Annotated in this window: 31 protein-coding genes and 2 tRNA genes; 16 read left to right on the forward strand and 17 right to left on the reverse strand. The window is 58.8% G+C overall.

Translation table 11 applies throughout. From position 1 onward, the window contains the following. Positions 1–7: 7 nt before the first annotated feature. Positions 8–697: a DnaA regulatory inactivator HdaA gene (gene hdaA / locus J2X35_RS05365; RefSeq protein WP_310182785.1), complete on the forward strand. Its 690-nt coding sequence runs from the start codon at positions 8–10 to the stop codon at positions 695–697. A gap of 22 nt (positions 698–719) precedes the next feature. Here hdaA and J2X35_RS05370 read toward each other — a convergent pair. Then, positions 720–796, reverse strand: a tRNA-Pro gene (locus J2X35_RS05370). Between the two features lie 130 nt (positions 797–926). Between J2X35_RS05370 and J2X35_RS05375 the strand changes: the two genes are divergently transcribed. After that, positions 927–1232 carry an ETC complex I subunit gene (locus tag J2X35_RS05375; protein WP_056109506.1) on the forward strand — a complete coding sequence of 102 codons (306 nt, stop codon included), beginning with the start codon at positions 927–929 and terminating at the stop codon, positions 1230–1232. Positions 1233–1270: 38 nt separating this feature from the next. Next, a tRNA-Arg gene (locus J2X35_RS05380) sits at positions 1271–1347 on the forward strand. 68 nt (positions 1348–1415) lie between these two features. Here the strand turns inward: J2X35_RS05380 and J2X35_RS05385 are convergent. The 15 genes from J2X35_RS05385 to J2X35_RS05455 form a co-directional block, all read right to left on the reverse strand. Next, positions 1416–2441, reverse strand: coding sequence for a tyrosine-type recombinase/integrase (locus tag J2X35_RS05385; RefSeq protein WP_310182788.1), 1026 nt, complete (start codon positions 2439–2441; stop codon positions 1416–1418). A gap of 499 nt (positions 2442–2940) precedes the next feature. After that, entirely contained in the window at positions 2941–3435 is a 495-nt protein-coding gene (locus tag J2X35_RS05390) for a dATP/dGTP pyrophosphohydrolase domain-containing protein (RefSeq protein ID WP_310182789.1), read from the reverse strand. Next, a complete protein-coding gene (locus J2X35_RS05395) occupies positions 3432–3809 on the reverse strand; it encodes an HNH endonuclease signature motif containing protein (RefSeq protein WP_310182790.1) in 378 nt (125 codons plus the stop codon). Before J2X35_RS05395 ends, J2X35_RS05390 begins: the two co-directional genes overlap by 4 nt. Position 3810: 1 nt before the next feature. Continuing rightward, complete coding sequence (locus J2X35_RS05400; protein WP_310182791.1) at positions 3811–4023, reverse strand: hypothetical protein; 213 nt, start codon at positions 4021–4023, stop codon at positions 3811–3813. After that, a complete protein-coding gene (locus J2X35_RS05405) occupies positions 4020–4532 on the reverse strand; it encodes a hypothetical protein (RefSeq protein WP_310182792.1) in 513 nt (170 codons plus the stop codon). The genes J2X35_RS05400 and J2X35_RS05405 overlap by 4 nt, the downstream gene beginning before the upstream one ends. A gap of 2 nt (positions 4533–4534) precedes the next feature. Continuing rightward, complete coding sequence (locus J2X35_RS05410) at positions 4535–5158, reverse strand: hypothetical protein (protein ID WP_310182794.1); 624 nt, start codon at positions 5156–5158, stop codon at positions 4535–4537. Then, positions 5158–6063, reverse strand: a complete 906-nt coding sequence (locus J2X35_RS05415; protein ID WP_310182795.1) for an ATP-binding protein — start codon at positions 6061–6063, stop codon at positions 5158–5160. Before J2X35_RS05415 ends, J2X35_RS05410 begins: the two co-directional genes overlap by 1 nt. 14 nt (positions 6064–6077) lie before the next feature. After that, positions 6078–6395 (reverse strand): hypothetical protein, encoded by a 318-nt coding sequence (locus tag J2X35_RS05420; RefSeq protein WP_310182798.1) that lies wholly within the window; start codon positions 6393–6395, stop codon positions 6078–6080. Beyond that, a complete protein-coding gene (locus J2X35_RS05425) occupies positions 6392–7057 on the reverse strand; it encodes a hypothetical protein (RefSeq protein ID WP_310182800.1) in 666 nt (221 codons plus the stop codon). The genes J2X35_RS05420 and J2X35_RS05425 overlap by 4 nt, the downstream gene beginning before the upstream one ends. Positions 7058–7183: 126 nt before the next feature. Then, positions 7184–7471: a hypothetical protein gene (locus J2X35_RS05430; protein ID WP_310182803.1), complete on the reverse strand. Its 288-nt coding sequence runs from the start codon at positions 7469–7471 to the stop codon at positions 7184–7186. 182 nt (positions 7472–7653) lie between these two features. After that, positions 7654–7929, reverse strand: coding sequence for a hypothetical protein (locus J2X35_RS05435; protein WP_310182804.1), 276 nt, complete (start codon positions 7927–7929; stop codon positions 7654–7656). Beyond that, positions 7926–8198, reverse strand: coding sequence for a hypothetical protein (locus tag J2X35_RS05440; protein ID WP_310182805.1), 273 nt, complete (start codon positions 8196–8198; stop codon positions 7926–7928). Before J2X35_RS05440 ends, J2X35_RS05435 begins: the two co-directional genes overlap by 4 nt. After that, entirely contained in the window at positions 8195–8410 is a 216-nt protein-coding gene (locus J2X35_RS05445) for a hypothetical protein (RefSeq protein ID WP_310182807.1), read from the reverse strand. Before J2X35_RS05445 ends, J2X35_RS05440 begins: the two co-directional genes overlap by 4 nt. Before the next feature lie 192 nt (positions 8411–8602). Then, positions 8603–8998, reverse strand: a complete 396-nt coding sequence (locus tag J2X35_RS05450; RefSeq protein WP_310182810.1) for a hypothetical protein — start codon at positions 8996–8998, stop codon at positions 8603–8605. Then, a complete protein-coding gene (locus tag J2X35_RS05455; RefSeq protein WP_310182811.1) occupies positions 8998–9183 on the reverse strand; it encodes a hypothetical protein in 186 nt (61 codons plus the stop codon). Before J2X35_RS05455 ends, J2X35_RS05450 begins: the two co-directional genes overlap by 1 nt. Positions 9184–9248: 65 nt before the next feature. On the opposite strand from J2X35_RS05455, the gene J2X35_RS05460 reads away from it, so the two are divergent. Continuing rightward, positions 9249–9488 carry a hypothetical protein gene (locus J2X35_RS05460; RefSeq protein ID WP_310182813.1) on the forward strand — a complete coding sequence of 80 codons (240 nt, stop codon included), beginning with the start codon at positions 9249–9251 and terminating at the stop codon, positions 9486–9488. Here the strand turns inward: J2X35_RS05460 and J2X35_RS19805 are convergent. Next, positions 9385–9801 (reverse strand): helix-turn-helix domain-containing protein, encoded by a 417-nt coding sequence (locus tag J2X35_RS19805; protein ID WP_405023177.1) that lies wholly within the window; start codon positions 9799–9801, stop codon positions 9385–9387. The two genes, J2X35_RS05460 and J2X35_RS19805, sit on opposite strands and share 104 nt — an antisense overlap. A 93-nt stretch (positions 9802–9894) precedes the next feature. Here J2X35_RS19805 and J2X35_RS19810 point away from each other — a divergent pair, with 93 nt between their 5' ends. From J2X35_RS19810 to J2X35_RS05515, 12 genes are all read left to right on the forward strand, one after another. Beyond that, positions 9895–10116, forward strand: coding sequence for a helix-turn-helix domain-containing protein (locus J2X35_RS19810; RefSeq protein ID WP_405023178.1), 222 nt, complete (start codon positions 9895–9897; stop codon positions 10114–10116). After that, positions 10113–10412 (forward strand): hypothetical protein, encoded by a 300-nt coding sequence (locus tag J2X35_RS05465; protein WP_310182816.1) that lies wholly within the window; start codon positions 10113–10115, stop codon positions 10410–10412. The genes J2X35_RS19810 and J2X35_RS05465 overlap by 4 nt, the downstream gene beginning before the upstream one ends. Further along, positions 10413–11132, forward strand: a complete 720-nt coding sequence (locus J2X35_RS05470; protein WP_310182818.1) for a hypothetical protein — start codon at positions 10413–10415, stop codon at positions 11130–11132. Next, positions 11129–11401, forward strand: coding sequence for a hypothetical protein (locus J2X35_RS05475; protein WP_310182819.1), 273 nt, complete (start codon positions 11129–11131; stop codon positions 11399–11401). The genes J2X35_RS05470 and J2X35_RS05475 overlap by 4 nt, the downstream gene beginning before the upstream one ends. Before the next feature lie 818 nt (positions 11402–12219). Continuing rightward, positions 12220–12546, forward strand: a complete 327-nt coding sequence (locus tag J2X35_RS05480; RefSeq protein ID WP_310182820.1) for a hypothetical protein — start codon at positions 12220–12222, stop codon at positions 12544–12546. Positions 12547–12597: 51 nt separating this feature from the next. Beyond that, positions 12598–13329 carry a DUF5131 family protein gene (locus tag J2X35_RS05485; protein ID WP_310182821.1) on the forward strand — a complete coding sequence of 244 codons (732 nt, stop codon included), beginning with the start codon at positions 12598–12600 and terminating at the stop codon, positions 13327–13329. Further along, a complete protein-coding gene (locus tag J2X35_RS05490) occupies positions 13330–13494 on the forward strand; it encodes a hypothetical protein (protein WP_310182823.1) in 165 nt (54 codons plus the stop codon). Further along, positions 13494–14240, forward strand: a complete 747-nt coding sequence (locus J2X35_RS05495; protein WP_310182825.1) for a DNA methyltransferase — start codon at positions 13494–13496, stop codon at positions 14238–14240. The genes J2X35_RS05490 and J2X35_RS05495 overlap by 1 nt, the downstream gene beginning before the upstream one ends. A 310-nt stretch (positions 14241–14550) precedes the next feature. Then, the gene (locus tag J2X35_RS05500) at positions 14551–16107 is read left to right on the forward strand and encodes a DnaB-like helicase C-terminal domain-containing protein (RefSeq protein WP_310182826.1); all 1557 of its coding nucleotides are present in this window, start codon (positions 14551–14553) and stop codon (positions 16105–16107) included. After that, a complete protein-coding gene (locus J2X35_RS05505) occupies positions 16104–16982 on the forward strand; it encodes a hypothetical protein (RefSeq protein ID WP_310182829.1) in 879 nt (292 codons plus the stop codon). The genes J2X35_RS05500 and J2X35_RS05505 overlap by 4 nt, the downstream gene beginning before the upstream one ends. Then, on the forward strand, positions 16983–17495 hold the full coding sequence (locus tag J2X35_RS05510) for a helix-turn-helix domain-containing protein (protein ID WP_310182830.1): 513 nt from the start codon (positions 16983–16985) through the stop codon (positions 17493–17495). Continuing rightward, positions 17492–17959, forward strand: coding sequence for a hypothetical protein (locus J2X35_RS05515; protein WP_310182832.1), 468 nt, complete (start codon positions 17492–17494; stop codon positions 17957–17959). The genes J2X35_RS05510 and J2X35_RS05515 overlap by 4 nt, the downstream gene beginning before the upstream one ends. The last annotated feature ends 37 nt before the right edge of the window (positions 17960–17996 follow it).

The following is a 17996-nucleotide window of genomic DNA, read 5'->3' on the forward strand; positions in this document are numbered from 1 at the left end:
ACGGACAATGGAAAAACCGCGCCAGTTGCCGCTCGAACTCAGTCATGGCACCGGCTATTCGCGCGATGACCTGATCACCTCGCCGGCGAATGAAGAGGCGGTGGCGCTCATCGACCGCTGGCCGGACTGGCCGTCGCCGGTCGTGGTGTTCGCCGGACCGCCCGGCTGCGGCAAGACGCATCTGGCGTCGATCTGGCGCGAAGAGACAGGCGCTGTCCAATTTAACGGGGCGAGCATCGGCAGCGGCGCGGCAAAACTCGGCGCCGGCCCGGTTCTCATCGACAACATCGACGCGGCGCCTGTCGATGAAGCAGGCCTGTTCCATCTGATCAACGCGGTGCGCGGCGCCGGCACGCAGCTTCTGATCACCGCCCGCCGTTTTCCCGCGGCATGGGGGATAACTTTGCCGGACCTCGAATCGCGGCTGAAAGCTGCCGCTACGGTCGAGATCCATGAGCCGGACGATCTGCTGCTCACAGGCGTGGTGACAAAACTGTTCGCCGACCGGCAGATCGAGGTCGAGCCGCATGTCGTGCAGTACATAGTCCGGCGTATCGAACGGTCGCTTTCGACGGCGATACACGTCGTCGATCGGCTCGACCGCAAGGCGATGGAGCTCAAGACACGCATTACGCGCGCGCTCGCCGCCGAAACCATCAGCGCCCTCGACGAAGGCCAGTGGGATTTCGATATTTAGGCAAGGCTGGATGAGGAAGGATTGGTCGGAGTGGAGAGATTCGAACTCCCGACCCTCTGGTCCCAAACCAGATGCGCTACCAGGCTGCGCTACACTCCGAGGCCGCGTTGTGCCTATTGATTTCGGTGCGACATGGCAAGGGCAAAAAGAGCTGTCGGCTTGCCGTTCCCGCAATTGCACAGTAAGCACGGTCCAACGGCGTCACCGCCGGTCATCGATGAGGTTTGCCATGTCCGCCCGCATTTTCAGCCCCGCCAAGACCGCCATGCAGTCCGGCAAGGCCAAGACCGGCTACTGGGTCCTGGAATTCGACCCCGAAACGCCGCGGAAAATCGATCCGCTGATGGGCTACACGACGTCCAGGGACATGAAGAGCCAGATACGGCTGTCCTTCGAGACAAAGGAAGAGGCGATCGCCTATGCCGAGAAGCAGGGTATCGCCTATCGCGTTGATGAACCGAAGGAAGCCAAGCGGCGCCAGATGTCCTACGCGGAGAATTTCCGCTATGACCGCCGCACGCCCTGGACGCATTGACAGCGTTCATCGAAGTCACGCCGGCACGTCCGGCCAGCGGTCCCGTAGCTCAGCCGGATAGAGCACCGGCCTTCTAAGCCGATGGTCGCAGGTTCGAATCCTGCCGGGATCGCCATCCAATTTTTAAGATACTGATTTGACTGCTTTATTTTATCTCAAAGTCGCACCATATAAAAGGTGCGACTAGACGTTGTTCGCAATTCGTTCAGCCGCGCCTCTTGCCAGCCGCCGCTTATCCGATTCGCGCGTGTACACTTCGGCCATCGAACTCTTTGACCAACCGTACATCGCCATCAGCTCATGAACGGTCGCGCCGTTATCTGCGGCAATCGTCGCTCCTGCCTTCCTCAAGCCGTGCGCGCGGCACTCGATAGGCAAGAAAGCCTCATTGCAGCGATCCCGGAACCAGTTGCCGAACGACGCGGCAGACTTGAATGGCTGTCCCCAATCCGTGGTCAGGAAAGCCAGATCGCCGGTTTCCGTGGCGTCTATCGATTTTTGCAAGGCGCTGAACACTGCGACGTGAACCCATGATCCGGTCTTCTCTGTCCTAATCGAGATGACGCCGTTCTTCATGTGCTGTTTGCCGACCCGAACCACGTCCGAGCGACGAAGCCCGACGAATAGCAGTAGATCGAGCGCCAGTCGGGCCTTGGTCCCCACTGCATGCTTTTTCCGGTATTTCTCCACCTGCTCGATGGTCCATGTGTGATGCCCGTCAGTCTGCGCCTTCACGGGATCGACGGAATCGCATGGGTTGATGGCAAGTAGTTCCTGCTTGACCGCCCATTGAAACACCCTCGACATGATCTTGCGGAAATTGTTCGCGGCATGGGGCTTCCGCCTCCCCATGGCTTCTTCAATATGCTTCCGGGTGATCTTGGCAAAGCTGTTCTTGCCGGCGTTTTCGCAGGCCGCTTTCAGCACATTGTCGCGCATCCGCCGCGTTGAGGGCCGCAGGCTCTTGAAATCGTTGCTTTCCTTGTACCGGCCCACAAGCCACGCCAGAGACGACGATGCAGGTTCTATTTTCAGCGGCTTTTCGCCCGTCAGGCAGACGGCGTAAGCTTCGTTGAACTCTTTCGATCCGTACTCGTCGGGGAGCCTAACGCGCTTTCCCGCCCGCTTGAAATACCAGACATGCCGACCGTGGCGGGTCTTCTCGCGCGACAGGAACGGGGGCCGTTTGCGGGGCATGTCCTCATTCAAAGGCGAATGTCCTCGTCTTCGTCAACAGCGGGCCTGCGCCTGGACACAAGAATAGCGTGGTCTTCGGGGATAAGCTGGACAACAGCCCCATCGATTTCGATCACCGGAACGTACCCAGCCGCCTTTGCGCCTTTGCAAATGGCCGTGACTTGGTTCTGGCGGAGTTTGAGCGGTCTGCTCATCCTGCACCGTCCTTGGCTTCGCCGGGCAGATTAAACAGGAACTCCACAGGCTGTGCACGGACTGGACAGCCGGCAGTGATCTTGCCGTAGGCGTGGCCTTTGTCGGCTGGCGGGCAGGTGCAGAGTAATGCGCTGTCCTTCGCAACCGTGCGACAGCGTGTGAGCCATGCATCGACTGGGTTGCGAACCCACCTGCGGGCCAGCAATTCGCAACCAGTGCTCATGCAGCAGCCATCCGCCATCATCATGTGGGTGGCGCGCTTGCCGCCGATGAGTCATACGCGTCGTGTGCCGCTTCCAGTCCCTTCTCATCCAGATCAGCCATGGTGGGCCTCACTGGTGTTGAGGGTTGCGAGGGTTTCGCCAGAACGATCATGTTCAATGGCTTGGTCTTCCGACATGGTGCGCCAGTCGGGCCATGTCCGAGCCATGTTCTTCTGCTGTTTGGCGAGCAGGCGCGGCATCAGGTCAGCAGCGCTGCCGCCGTGCCGCCAGAAGCCATCCATCGCCAGAATGATGACATCGACCCATTCGGACAGATCGTGCGGGTCGGCCTCGATCTCTTTGAGTTCCTTGCGGATGTGGTCGAGAACGCCGTTTGTGCGAAGGGCAGGGCCGAACGTCTCGCGCGACCATTTGATCTGTCGGGCGTAGTAATCCTCGATTGCTGTCGCCTCCAGCTTCTCCCTTGCTGCTTCGGAAGCAGTGAGGCTGTCGTATTCTGCCCATACTTCGCAACAGGCGCAGCCCTCGGCAGTTTCAGGGCAGCGCTCTCCAAATGCTTCGACTATGGCTTCTTCAATCAAGGTCACAGCACTTCTCCTGTCCGCCGGTCGATGACAGAGCCGTCGATGCGCTTCTTGCGCCAATCGTCTCTGGAGCCAGCAAATCGTGATTTCTTTTTCAGGACGCGCTTGATGCGATTGCGATTAATCTTCGCCCGCACCGTCGCCTCCGCTTTGGTCTTCCGGGAATGCGCGGAAGGATGAAGGGCCTGCAAGTTTGACTCGCAGTTACGGCCTCCAAGCCAGAGCGGGACGATATGATCGAACTCGACGCCCTTGGCATCGAGGATGACGCCAGAAGCGGCACACTTCCATTCCTGACGATCCAGGATGCGGAGCTTGCAGCTATCGGGCGGAACGCTATCGTCCGAGCGTCCGATCCATTCGGTGACAGAGCGCATCTCAGCCTCCTGCCTTCCGGCCTGCGAGACCGGCATGGATGATCGAACGGGCACGGCGGTCCAGATCGGCAACGCCCTTCTTGTGAGCCTTGCGGCGGGCTTCCCGCTGGCGGTCAATCTCGACCAGATCAGGGAACTCGCGCCGGATAGCCTTGTGGGCACGCCAGAGAAGCCATTTGGTAACAGTGCGGCGGATGGTTGCGGAGAGGGTCATGCTGCCGACCTCGACGTTTCGCCGCGGCTCACGCCCAACATGTCGTCAAGCTGATCCAGAACGGCTTGCTTCGATTCCTGAAACCGTTTAGCGCCCATGGCCTTCATGGACTGGCTCTGCGCAGTGAAGACGCGCACCACAGCCTCGCGGGCGGTTACGATGGCATATTCATCGACCGGGCGAATGAACGCGGCCATACGCTCGGCCTCTGCTTTTGAGGCGCAGACGATTGACCTCTCATCGGCGTATCCGGCGCGGACGAGTAATTTCTTGCGCATATGCTCGACGGTCGGGAACTGATCCCGCATGGCGTCAGGCATGTTGTCGAAACCGCTCTGGAGCGCGGCGAAGTAATGATTGTGCGATGCCTGGCTGCGTTCCTCGAACGTAATCAGGCGATAGACCTCACCAACGACATAGGACAGGTCCGCGCGCCGGCCCCAGTATGGCGTTGCCGGCTTGAACTCCCCTTCGCCTTCGTATCGGAAAAGCAGAGGTACGGTTCCCATGGTCAGCCTGCCATGATCATCTTGACGGCCTCCGGGATTTCCTCCCGAAGGTGTCGTCGCGCGAAACCGAGATAGTCTGCCGCCAGTTTTTCGCAATCGTCATGCAGTTCGGGATATCGGCAGGCGCGAAGAACCTGCGGTGCGGCCACGCTGTAGACCTTTTCCTCAAGCTCTTTCAGGACGAAGACATTCCAACGGAACTCATCGGCACCGAACAGGTCGAGGTAGAACTTCCATTGACAGCCGTTGAGATAGCGTTCTGGGTCGAACTTGCCCGTGGTTTTGTGGTCAAATACAATTCTGCCCTCGACCGCATCCACTTGGCCCGTGACGGTCAACCCGCCGTACTCACCGAAAGCCCGCATCTCACGGATAGAAGGCAATTCGATCTCAGCATCCGGCAGGATAAATCGGTAGCCGTTCGCCTCGAATGTGTCGTGCGAGCCGTCCGGCGCAAGTTCCATCGCCCTGTGAAAGGCCGTCCCGGCCTTCATGGCCTCGGACGGCTCATCAACAGTGATGAACCGCACCAAGTCTTCGACGGTGGGTTCGTCCTGGCCCTCAAAGAGAGGCTGCCAGTTCACCCACTGCCGATAGGCTTCGATGTTCGATACGCGGGCCAGCATCACGCGGCTTCCTGCTGACGCTCGACGTAAGCGCCGGCGGTTTTGTCGAATGCCAAGGTGAGTTCGGTGGCGCGCTTGTGCAGCAGACCCTTGCAGACGGTTCCGCCATCGCTGGCACGGTCGAGAAGACCGTTGATGCCTTCGGCGTCGGTCACTTTCGGCAGTGTATCGCGGAACCACTGCTGCTCCGCCATGGCTTCGCGCTGTTCCTCGGTGAGTTCGTTGAGGCGATCCTTTATCTGCTCAATGACTGAAGCCAGGAACCCATCGAACTCGGCCGCTGCCATGTCCGGCACTTCCAGCGGCTCAAGCTGGCCGGGATTCTTGCCGAACGCAGCATCTGTTGGAGAGAACCGGAGCCAGCGCTTGTTGTTGGCGATGACCAGACGGCCCATTGCGTCGGCGGCCTTGTAGATTTCCCCCTTCGATCCACCCTGCACGTCAAGGCGCTCGATAATGTCGTCGCCGTTCCGCTGCTCATCCATATGAGCGATCAGAACAACGTCCTTGCCGAAGCTGTTCAAGAGTTTGAGAAAGGACGTGAACCGGCTCTTGAGTTCACCATAGCCCTGCAAGGTGAGGGCGCCACCACGACCATGCTTCGGATTGACCCGGATAATGTCGGCGGTGAGAATGTCGAGCGCGCGGCCAGCGGTATCGACCACGACCGTCTTGAAGGGGACGAGATCGTCTGCGGTGATGCCGGCAACATCTGACCAATCCGAAATCCGCACAGTGTCCTTGCGGTTGGCTGCGCGATGCGACCCCTGATCGAAGTCCAGGAGAAGGGGCGCGTCGGCAGTGAACGCGAGCGACGACTTGCCGAGACCGGGCGGGCCATAGATGACGGTGTTAAGGCGCTCGACAGTGATAGGCTCGGAAGCTTTGGTGATCTTGAGAGGCATTGGATTTCTCCTTTTCAGAGGCTTTCGTATTCGCGACGGGCGTGGATCAGCGCATCCTTTGCGCTCACCCAAGAGCGGTCTGATTGCTGGCGGTAATGCCGGTATTTGGGGAGGTTGCCGGAAAGCTCGTATTCCAGTGCCCAACGCTTGTACTCATGGGCGCGGCGGCGGCAGCCCTTGGCATGGATAAGCCAAGCCTGCATCCGGTCACGAACCGCTTGACGGGCGTCCCGATGAAGTTCCCCGCAAAGCGCTAACTCAGCCGCGCGGGTCTGCTCTTGCGCTGTTGGCTGCCACAGTTGGCGTCCCGCCTCTGCTGGTATGGCGGTCATGGCTGGGGCTCCATCGCCTTGTCAGCCTCTTCCTTGTCGCGGGACCAGTCGTATTCTTTGTAGGCTTCGACAGCCTCTATGATTTCGTCTCTGTCGGACGCGTCCTTGATCTGCTGGAATAGATCGCCAAGCCCGTAGAGCATGGAGCGGGCCGCGCGCTTGTCATCTGCCGCCTGTTTCAGAGCGGCGTTCTCAAGCTGGTAATCGCAAACCCGAAGCGTCTTGTCGTAGAGTTTCGCAACCCAATCGACACTGACGTTCTGCCCGTCTGCGATGGCCTGTGCCGCCGCCGTGGCCTCATCCTCCGAAGGGAACAGCCGCGCCTCGTCATAAACTGAACCGCCACCGATGCCGGTCTCAAGGCACATATACCGCGCGCCTTCGTCGTAAGCGCCCTTGGCGGTATTGACCTGAATGCTGCCGATTGTCAGCTTCTGCACGTACGGCACGAAAGCCGAGTAATCGAGCATCAGGTCACGATCAGAATTGTACTGCGCTGCGCACCTAGGACAGGCGAACTCATATTCACCACCAGCCGGCGAAGTCGCCTTCCACTTCGTAGTACCCAAACAATCGGGGCAAGGGTGGCGCTTCTTCTCCGAGGTAGTGCTCGCGTGGTAGACAACATCGCCAACGGAATATTTCGTGGTCAGGGTCGCCATCACATTCCCCCGATACGCAGGCCGGCAAAGATGCAGGCGAGCAAGGTTGCGAACGGGTGTTTCCCGAACAAGAAGTTGGTGAGGTGGTAGGGGGTGCGGTCCATCGTTCTCGTCCTCTATGGAATGTCAGGCTGGCCGGGAATAGGACGCGGTGTGACGCGCCCACATACGGGCATCGATCCGCTCGTCACGAAGCCGCTCGGCAATGTCGTCCGGGCATTCGATGAAGTCGTCCGTCACATCGCGGGACATTTCATCAGGCGTGACGCGCCAGACCTTGAGGCCGGCAACCGATCCGAACTGGTCGATGACTTCGCGGGTTTCTGCCTCACCGAAGCACAAGCTGGAATGAAGCCTGTCTTCTGGATCGAAGACGAGAAACTGATCGGGTGAGAACTGGCTGGAGGCGGTCATGTCATCAATCCCTGTATGGACATTCGAAGTCGCAGAACTCTGTTCCTGCGAGGGCGCAAGAACGTCCAAGTCTGCCGTTGTCCCACCGACCGCACTCGTCGCCGGGGTCGTATTCGTCTTCCATGTTGTCGGGGTAATCGTAGACTTCGAGGCCTTGGTCGCTCTTGCTGGAGGCGGTCATGTCAGGCCTCCGCTTTGGCGATGGCGGCGCGGGCTGCTTCCATATCCGCACGCGCCTTGGCGCTTTCACGCTCTGAAGCCCGCTGATCAAGAATGGCGCGTTCAGCCCATGTGAAATTGCCGTGATCCGGCACACCATCAATTGCCGCGAAGAGGTTGTCGCGGGAACGTGCGGCGAGGTTGCGGGCATTGTTCGCTCGCCACACCGCATCTGCGATAATGCGGGCTACTTCCGCCGTATGCGCCATCGTCGTATCGGTCTTACTGGAGGCGGTCATGATGCCGCTCCAGTGGCTTTGGCGATGGCGGCGCATCGCACACAGCAATCCGAGTTAATTGCAGGCGTCGGTGTGATGGTCAGCCAGTCGCCGCAGCGAACGCCGCAAAGCGTGGCGATGCTGGTATCGGCAAGATGCCATACATCCCGTTTCCACCATTGATTGCCCTTTGGGCCTTTCTGGACAGATGGACGCGGCCGATTTGAGCAGACGGCTCGCAGCCCCGGCGTATGCGTCTGCTTTTCATTGCTGGAGGCGGTCATGGTCATGCCTCCGCCAATTCGGACACAGAGACCTCAACTGCGGTCATTTCGTCCTGCCGCCAATTGTACTGCATGCAGTCGCCGGCACGTCTCGGTTCCGCAGATGCCCGGAGTTGTTTCGCTACCTCGGATTTGGCGATCTCTGCGTCCGGCGATGCCATAAGCACCGACATCGTGTAGCCATCGACCGGAACCTTGACTTCGAACAGTTTGATCATCGTCTCTCTCCATCAGGGGCAGCGCCCGTTTGATGGAGTAGTTGTCACACATGGCGTGACAGAAGTCAACAGCTTGTAACGCTTAACGTGACATTATTTTTGACAGCGTGGTCCGTCTGTGCGAATCATGGGCATGAAAAAGCCCGCGCTAGGCGGGCTGGAGAGTGGCTATGGAAAAAGATGGCGGCGCGGTTACTGTATCGTGCGACCCGTCAATTGCCGAGCCTCGTTCATCATGGCGTCAAGCGCCGCAAACTGGCTCGGTGCAAATTGCAGAACAACTTGCACCCCGCTGTTTAATTCGATCATCCAGCCCAAATCGCCGGCTGGATTCATCGACACGCTCATGGTCCGCACCTCCAGAGCCTGAATCGGCAACGTCTCTGGTTGAGGTAGGCTGGCGCGAAGTTCATTGGAATGGGCCGATATGGTCGCGATCATCGGTGGAATGACGGCGGGGTCCAGTTCAATTGCGTAGCGCTGACCGTCTTGTCCTATGAAAAGCAGATCGACGGACCGTCCTTTGATATTGGCGTGACTGCCGTCAATTGCGACAAATCGAGCGGCCTTCTTAACGTTTAGCGCCATCACGCATTCCCCTCCGGCTCGGCGTCCTCAAGCTCTATCTCCCGTCGGATGCCGACAAGCTGGCGCAGTGTGCCGATGGCCTCTGCCGCCTCCAACATCATCGCCGCCATTTCCTTCTTTGTGAACAGTTCCGGGTGCGCGGCCATGTAGGCTAGCTCGGTGATGAGGTCGGGATCGTCGGTCATGTTCCCTATCCGTTCTTGACTCTCAAGCTAGGAACTGCTTCCTACATTCTTTGGAGGTTGGGCGCATGGCGATTGAGCACCGCATTAGGCCGAAATACAAGACCAGGAACGAAGCGATTGTTGCCCGGCTGCGGGAGGATGCGGGAGCCGGGGCACCCATCGATCCGGCCATGAGGATAAAGCGCCTAACCGCAGAAACAGCTATTCAGATGGCGCTTTTGCACGGCGGCGACTGGCGAGTTCAGATTGATCATGAAATCGGTCTTGTGGTTGTGGCTCGTCGGCGTCAGAAACGAATCCGCTGATTGCCCTCATCACGGCGGGCAAGTCTTCACCATCTATTCCGTAGGCCAGTAGCGCTGATCGAAGCTGCCGATCCGGTGCGCTTTCGGCAGAGGTAGTGGGATCTACGGTAAGAAGATCGACCACAGAGCATTTCAGCACAGTCGCCGCAGCTTCCATAATCTCTTGGGAGTATGGCTGCTGCATGTTCTCGATGCGCCCTATGTTCGCATGGGAGGTCGAGGGGACCATGGCGCTCGCGAGCTTGCGCAGAGATAAGCCCTGATGCTCGCGCCATTGCTTCAAGAAATGAGTGCCAAGAGGTCGTTCGCCCATTCGGTCAATGTAGCAGCAGATTGTCACGGCGTGGTCACGCCAGACGTGACAGATTTCGCTTGATTGTTGTCACGCCAAGCGTTACAACGGGCTATGGAACAGCATCCGCTCGCTAAATTTTCGTCGGAAACGAACGTGTCAATCGCCGCCATCGCTGAGAAAGCTGGCGTCAGTCGCATGACGCTCTATCGGCTGATGAAGGGTGAGCAGAACGCGACAATCGACTTGCTCTCGCGAGTGAGTTCCGCAACTGGTGGAGCCGTTCCGGTCAGTGAGTTGCTTCCGCGCGCCCCCTCCGAAGGGGAAGCAGCATGAGCCGGGACATTCGCGTCATCTATCCTGAACCGCAAGTTCGGACCAACGTCGATGTGGACATCAAGAGCTTGGTCTACAGGCTCCTTGCTGTCGAAGATCGTATCGACGCCGAGAACAAGATGAAGTCGCTGATCTTCGCAGAAGCGAAGCTGGCGAATGTCGATATTGGTGCTCTCAAGGCAGCGATCCGGGCAATACGCTACATGCCGCAGAGCAATTCGGACAGCCTTTCCGACCACAGCACTACGGTCAAGCGGTATCTCGATATCGCCGTTCCTCACCGGAAGGGCGAATAGATGACCATCACCGCCCAATTCCTCAAAAACATCATGGCCGAAGCGCGCCCGATCATCGAGCGCCAGATGAATGACGCCGCGATCATCGCCGGACTCCGCACTGTCGTTGCAAACGCCGGTGGCGACTGGGGCGCGCTCAAAGCTCTCATCAAGGCTCACGTCGAAGACGAGAACGACGAGACGGGCGAGGGCAAGCGCGTTCAGAAAATCCGCGAAAAGGCGGATAGTACTTCTGCCTACGCCGACATGCTCGGTCTGGCGAATATGAACGAGAAAAATTTTTCTGCCGAAACAGGCGAGATAACCGAACAGCCGGAAACGGCGAACCGATTCCAAGCGAAAACCTCCGAAGACAACGGCAGGATCACCGGCGGGGCCGGCCCTGTGGCGGGAGAGGTGAGTAGGCTCGCATCCGGGCGAACGGATGCAGGGGGGGCGGCTTCGGCTGACCTCCCCACCATTTCCAATCCGCAACCGACCTCCTCCCCGGAAGCGGAAAAGGCCGATCTGGCGCCCATGCGCACGGAACCCGCTGGATCGGCCACCATTCCCGACGATGACTTCACGCCTCCTGCTTTCGTAGCCAAGGATCGGCCAGAACGGAATGAGCGATGCGAAAAGCCGCTCACCTGTCAGTTCGGTCATCATCCGCAAAAGGTCACCTGCTCGACATGCACGACGGCTTGGCAGATCGCCCGACGCAAGGCGGTGGCAGCATGAGCAACCTGTCCATTCTTCAGCGCAATATCATCGAGGGGCTTGATTGCGAGATCGCGGCGAAGGCGTTTCTTCGCGCGTGCGACCGGACTAGCGTTCTGGCGGCGGAAGACTTCGCCTACGAAGTGCGAAGACTGGTTGTTTTTCATTCCTTTGCACTGCCGTTAGCCGCAAGTGGCCATGGTCTCGAACAAGTACCAGACGGACTGCTCCCCTTCATTCTGGAACGGCACTGGCATTCTCGGTTCGGCCAACAGGCGGTGGCAGCATGACCCCCTCCGACGCATGGACATGGACTGAGATAGCTCCGTACCTCGCCATGGCTGTTCCGCTCATCTTCTGGATACGGGGGCGGGGATAATGGAGCGCGTTGATCCGTGGATTGGCAAGGCCGTCACAAGCGCCGCAGTTGGTAAGCAGCCTGCATTCGATGGCTGTGTCCTCCATCGCCATCCAGGGCATCTTCTGGCCTACGTGGTCGAGGATGTCGCGACCGGCAAAGCGTTGGCATCGGGAGCCGTCCGAGCTTTGCCTTCGCGCGGAGAAATCCGCATGACCATCATCATTCAAAGCGGCTGGACGAAGGGACGAGGGCGTTACGCCCAGCCGCAGCGCCACCATGGCGCATCTCAATTTCACGGATCGACGCGCGTTGCTCGCACAGCATCGAGAATTGCCGGTTATCGTGTCCGCGTCCGGTTGCAGGCAGGCGATAGCCAATGTGTTCGGCCCCTCTCCGGGCACCCGGCGCGTAACTGGGAAAACAACCTGCCTGCTATCCAATCCGCCATGTTGCACCCTCTCCATGGCGTGATCGCTGACGTGTCCTCCCTCGTCGGCGTAGTTGCCGGGAGTCTGCTGCGATTTACGCGCGGCTCCCGGCATTTTCTTCAATTTCTCGGAGCCGTTTTGAGGCTGCTCCGAAGCCTTATCCCTGTTCTCGTCCATAGCGCGCCTACAGTTCGCCAAAACTCTGCGCATCGGATTATCGAACAGTCTTTCCATAGTGTTTCGTCGCTCCTTCCTGATGTGGGGAACCATGTCAGAAGGATTAGACAAAGTGCTGTCAAACGATGACAAGAGTAAGTCAATGAGTGACACGACATTCATGCAGAATAACTTGCCGGAGGTGTTCTCGCCTCGACGGTATGGGAGCGTCAAAGCTGCGCAGATCGCTGCTTATGACTTCATGAAGGGGCGCGTAAACAAAGACCTGAAACTACGCCGCATCCGTCAACTGTGGGAAGGCAGAGCCACCCGTGTTGATGGGGAAGAAAAGGATGCGTTGCGGCAAGCACAAATCGAGGAAGCCCGGAATGAATATGAAGCCCTTCGCAGTCGCCTTGCGCGGCTTGAGACCTTTCTTGCCGTGGCCGATCAGGCGGCTTCTGGCGCGTCATTGGATCGCGGTCGGTAAGCGCCGCGCCGGATGGGCTGAGGCAATTGCGCCAGAGCTGAGAGGTGAGTGATGGCTGAAAATAGCAAGATCGAATGGACCGATCACACGTTCAATCCGTGGATTGGCTGCATGAAGGTCGGGCCAGGATGCGATGGCTGCTACGCCGAAGCGATGATGGATCACCGCTATGGCCGTGCCCGGTGGGGCGCTGGCGAACCGCGTGTACGCACAAGTGCCGGGAACTGGCAGAAGCCGCACCAGTGGAACAGAATGGCTCTTGGCAAAGCCGACCGACCCTTCGTGTTCTGCGCCTCTCTGGCAGATGTGTTTGACAACGAGGTCGATCCACTCTGGCGCGCCGACCTGTTTGCACTGATCGAAGCTACGCCGAGCCTGGTCTGGCTGCTGCTGACCAAGCGCATCGGCAACGTCATGAAGATGGTGACGAAGCTGCCGCGCAATGCCGCCATCGGCGCGACGATGGTCACACAAGAGGAATACGACCGTGACCGCATGAAGTTGGCTGCGGTCAAGGTATCTCTGTCTCCAGCTTTCACTTTCGGCAGTTTTGAACCGCTGCTTGGTCCTATCATCCTCGACAAGAACGCTCCGGACTGGATCATCGTCGGCGGTGAAACTGATCAGGGTCAGCACAAGGCCCGCATGGCCGATCCGGACTGGTTCCGGTCTATCCGCAACCAGTGCGTTCGTCTCGACCGAAAGTTCTTCATGAAGCAGATGACCCGCAAGGCGGCGATTCCGGCTGACTTGCTGGTCCGTCAATGGCCGGAGGCAGCATAGATGCGCTCCCCCATCTTCGACAACGATCCTGACTTCGATCCCTATGCAGGCCTTCCTGAGCCTTCCACCTTCGTGAAGGTGCTGGTCTGGTCCGCCACCATCGTAATCGCCCTGCTGGTGCTTCTGGCGGTCGTGGCGGCGTTCATGCGCGTGACGGGTGCGTGATGAACGCTATCCGCAAAGAGATCGTCATAGGCGATTGCCGGCTGATCCTGGGCGATGCGATGGCGATCCTTCCGTCGCTGCCAAGTGCCGATCTGATCGTCTCGGATGTGCCTTATGCGCTGACGACCGGCGGCGTCTCGAAATCCTCGAAAACGATGTCGGGGATCTTCGCCTCGCACAACTACCGTAACGACGGCCAGCTCATCATGGCCACGGTCCCGTTCCCGGAGATGATGGCGGTTTTCCATGGCGCGCTGGTCGAGGACGCCGACTGCTATGTCATGGCCAACGACAAGAACGTTCATCCCCTGATGGACGCCGCGTTTGGCGCCGGCTTCAGTCTTCACAACCTTCTGGTCTGGGACAAGGTAACCCCGACTGCGAACCGCTGGTACATGAAGAACGTCGAGTTCACGCTGTACCTCTGGAAGGGCAGGGCGCGGACGATCAATGATCCGTCCTCCAAGCAATTGCTGCGCGGCGGGATCGACAAAGCCACCGAACATCCTACCGAAAAGCCTGTTCATCTCATGGCCGAATACGTGCGCAATTCATCCAAGCGTGGCGAGACGGTCCTTGACCCGTTTATGGGATCGGGAACGACTGGCGTTGCGGCGGCTCATTTGGGCCGCAAGTTCGTTGGCATCGAGCTTCACGAGCCATTCTTTGACATGGCAGTCGCTCGCATTCGAGCCGCCCATGAGCGTCCCGACATGTTCGCCTCCACATCGGAGGTCGCCGCCTGATGGAAAGACTAAGCGCAGCTCAGGCGATCGACCTTCCGTGGCCCTCGCGGACGCTGCATCCGAATGCGCGGCCCCACTGGGCTAAGAAAGCATCCGCGCTGAAGGCGGCGCGGTCTGCTGCAAGCCTGATGGCCAAGCCTATCGGTAAGATTGAGGCGTCCAGCGTCAAGGTGACGTGCATCTTCTCGCCGCCGCCGCCGCCGCGCAACCGCGATCTCGACGGGCTTCTATCAAGCTGCAAAGCATATTTCGATGGCATCGCAGACGCCATAGGGATCGATGACAGCCGATTCCAGCATCAGGCTCCTGTGTGGGGCATCCCGCGTCCAGGCGGCAACGTGCGCATCGTTCTAGAGCCTGTCGATACATGGGAGCATATCAGCAAGCCAGTTTCGCGCATCCTGAGCACCATTCCTTTTCCAAAGCGTGGTGCAGCATGACAGCCCTGCCGAATGCAGAAAGCTTCGTTGTCGAGATCGAGCAAGACTTGCTCGGCTCCATCATGCAATCCGGTGAACTGTCGCGAGTGTCGGGCATTATCCGACCGGATCATTTCATAGAGCCTATCCATGCGCTTCTGTACGGCTATATCCAGTCAGCTTCGGAGCGGTATGGATCGGTCAAGCCGGTTGTCGTCTACAAACTTATTCCCGAGGACGACAGGCGCGCGATTGAGGCCCGTCACGAGATCAACCTGTCCGCCTATCTGGCGAGCCTGATCGCCGGCTGCATGTCCGGTGGCAAGTTCATCGAGAGAAGCGCCAGGAAGGTTGTCGAGCAATGGGGACGCCTCAAGATTGGCGACGAGGCCAAGCGCCTCGCTGAGGCTGCAAACGATCCGAACAGCGATCCGATGACGCTGATCAACTCATGCGGGCGGGCCTTTGATGATATCGCCTCCGATGTGAAGGCCGGACCAAAGCGCAAGACGCGTATCGCCTTCTCGGAAGCCGCCGGAAATGCCTTTGCCGCCGCTGAAGCGGCCCGCCAGCGCGGTTCGGGACTTACCGGCATCACGTGGGGCCTGACGGACGTAAACCGCCTCACTGGCGGCATCCAGCGCCGTGACCTGACATTGATTGGTGCGCGCCCGTCCATGGGCAAGACAACGCTTGGTCTGTCCGTTGGGATCAGCGCAGCACGGTCGAAGACCGGCGTCGGCTTCATCTCTCTCGAAATGGACGCCGACAAGCTGGCGGCTAGAGGTATTTCCGACCTCGCATTTAACCGCGGCATTGCTGTTCCTTACGCCGACATCATTCGCGGCAAGGTCGATGATCAAATCCTGTCATCGCTAGACGCTGCGACCGAAGACATGCGCCATCTTCCTTTGATGATCGAGGATCAGTCTGGCCTTTCCATCACGGACATTCGTATCAAGACGGAAATCATGATGGAACAGTGCCAGCAGGCGGGAAACCCGCTTGGCGCGCTGTTCATCGACCATCTCGGCTTGATCCGGGCATCGTCCAGATATTCGGGCAACCGCGTTCATGAAGTCACAGAAATGACCGGACTGCTCAAGGGGCTAGCCCGCGAGTACGACATTGCTGTTGTCCTGCTATCGCAGCTCAATCGTGCCGTGGAGGGCCGGGACAACAAACGCCCGCAGCTCTCCGATCTTCGCGATTCCGGTTCGATTGAGCAGGACGCCGACACGATCATCTTTCTCTACCGGGAAGCCTATTACATGGAGCGGGAAAAGGGCGGTTCAGTTGAGGCCCAGGCTGATCGGACGAGCAAACTGATCGACTGCCAAAACAAGCTCGAATTTATCATCGCAAAGCAGCGCAACGGCCCGCTGGCGACAATCGATCTGTTCGCGGACATGGCCTGCGCCGCTGTCAGGAATGGAGTTCAGAGATGAGCAAGTTGCAGTGGTTTCGACTGTATCACCGGATCATTGATGACGAGAAGATCAGGCTACTCGCGTTTGAGGATCGGTGGCACTTCATCGCCCTATGCAGCCTGAAGGCCGACGGCCTTCTTGACGAGCCTGAGAGCAGCCTGAAAGAGCGCAAGATTGCCGTCAAGATCGGAGTGCAAACCCGAGAGCTTGACGAGATCAGAAGACGCCTGTTCGAGGTCGGCTTGATCGATGAAAACATGCACCCGGTCGCATGGGACGCGCTCCAATACACCAGCGACACCAGCACCGAGCGCGTTCGGAAACATCGCGAGAAATCAAAGGCTTCACAAGAGAAACAGGAACGAAACGTTTCTGTAACGCCCCCAGATACAGATACAGATACAGAGGTAGCAGCCGCGCGCGGGAAATCCGATCTCGAAAGCATGAGCGACAAGTTGCGCGAAGCTGCCGGGGACAAAATCCAGCCCCATGGCTCCATCGTCCTTGCCCCTATCCTCGGGTTGATCGATGCCGGCTGCGATCTCGAAACGGATATTCTTCCGACGATCCGGGCGCGAGCGGCGAAACTGACGCGCCCTGCAGGCTCATGGGCCTATTTCGTCCAGCCAATCAGGGAAGCCTACGAGGCGAGGATTGCCGCCGGTACGGGGCTCTCCAAGCCAAAGGCATCCAAGACCGACAGCGACAGAACGCCAGAGGAACTGGAGCACCATTGGCGGGGGCGCCTCAATCTATGCCGGCGCAGTGCCCAGGACTGGCTAACCCACGCATGGGGGCCGATGCCGGGGAAGCCCGGATGCCGCGTTCCCGAGCATCTTCTTCAACCGAGCGACGGCCAAGGCTGGCGCGAATGGAAACCGGAGGCAGCGTAAATGTTTGCAGTGTGTGGCCGCGCTACAGAGCGGGGCATCAGAGAAAGAAATCAGCCGCTGTTCTTCGAGCGTGCTCCTGCAAAGGAATCGAAGCGGGACAGGCTGATCGCTGCGTCTATCCGATGGCAGCGACAGCGGGCGGAGAAGCTTAGGGCTGACCTGGCACGCAAGGAAAAGATTCGAGCCGCCGTTGCCGCCGAAAAGGCCCGGTGGGATGCGAAGCTGGAAGCGATCAAAGCTGCAAAGCCAGAGCGAAGGCATCATCAGGAAATTATTTCCATGGTGGGCGCATGGCACGGGGTTTCGTACGAGGAGATCATGTCTCCTAGCCGTACGAACCGGATAACGGCGGCAAGACACGATGCCATCGTTGCCGTTTGGGAAAACTGCCGCCTTGAAGGTCGCCGTCCCAACTGGTGTTCGATGGGTCGTGCGTTCAAACGCGACCATACAGTCATCCTCTACGCGATGCGCCGCCGCAGCATCGCCCTTGATAAGGGGAGGGGCGAATGAGCGTTCGTCTTTTCATCGACACGGAGTTCAACGGGTTTGGTGGCGAACTGATGTCCATGGCTCTCGTCAGTGATGACGGGCGAGAGTGGTACAAGGTGCTTCCAGAACCCAGGATTTACGACAAATGGGTATTCGAGAACGTACTCCCGATATTGGATGCCGAGCCGGTTTCGAAAGAGGAGTTCCATCTCTCCCTAAAGGTCTTCCTTGAGCAGTTTGACCAGCCGACGATTTACGCGGATTGGTACACTGATCTAGCCCACTTCTTCAATGCGATGGCCGGCAGCGACCACTTGCATAGCTTCAGTAAGCCGTGCACAGCAATTCTGCTCGATGATGTGCCGGAGCTAGAAAATCCACGTCGGCACAACGCGTTAGCCGACGCCCGCGCTCTTCGCGACTGGTTTATGGCTGAACGGCGCTGGCACGACTCCGCTCTCTCCGAAGGGGAGGAAAGGGGATGAGCTACGGCGAGAGATTGGCGCGGCATGTCTACTGGGG

The organism is Mesorhizobium sp. BE184 (genome assembly GCF_031457045.1).
Classification (GTDB): domain Bacteria; phylum Pseudomonadota; class Alphaproteobacteria; order Rhizobiales; family Rhizobiaceae; genus Mesorhizobium.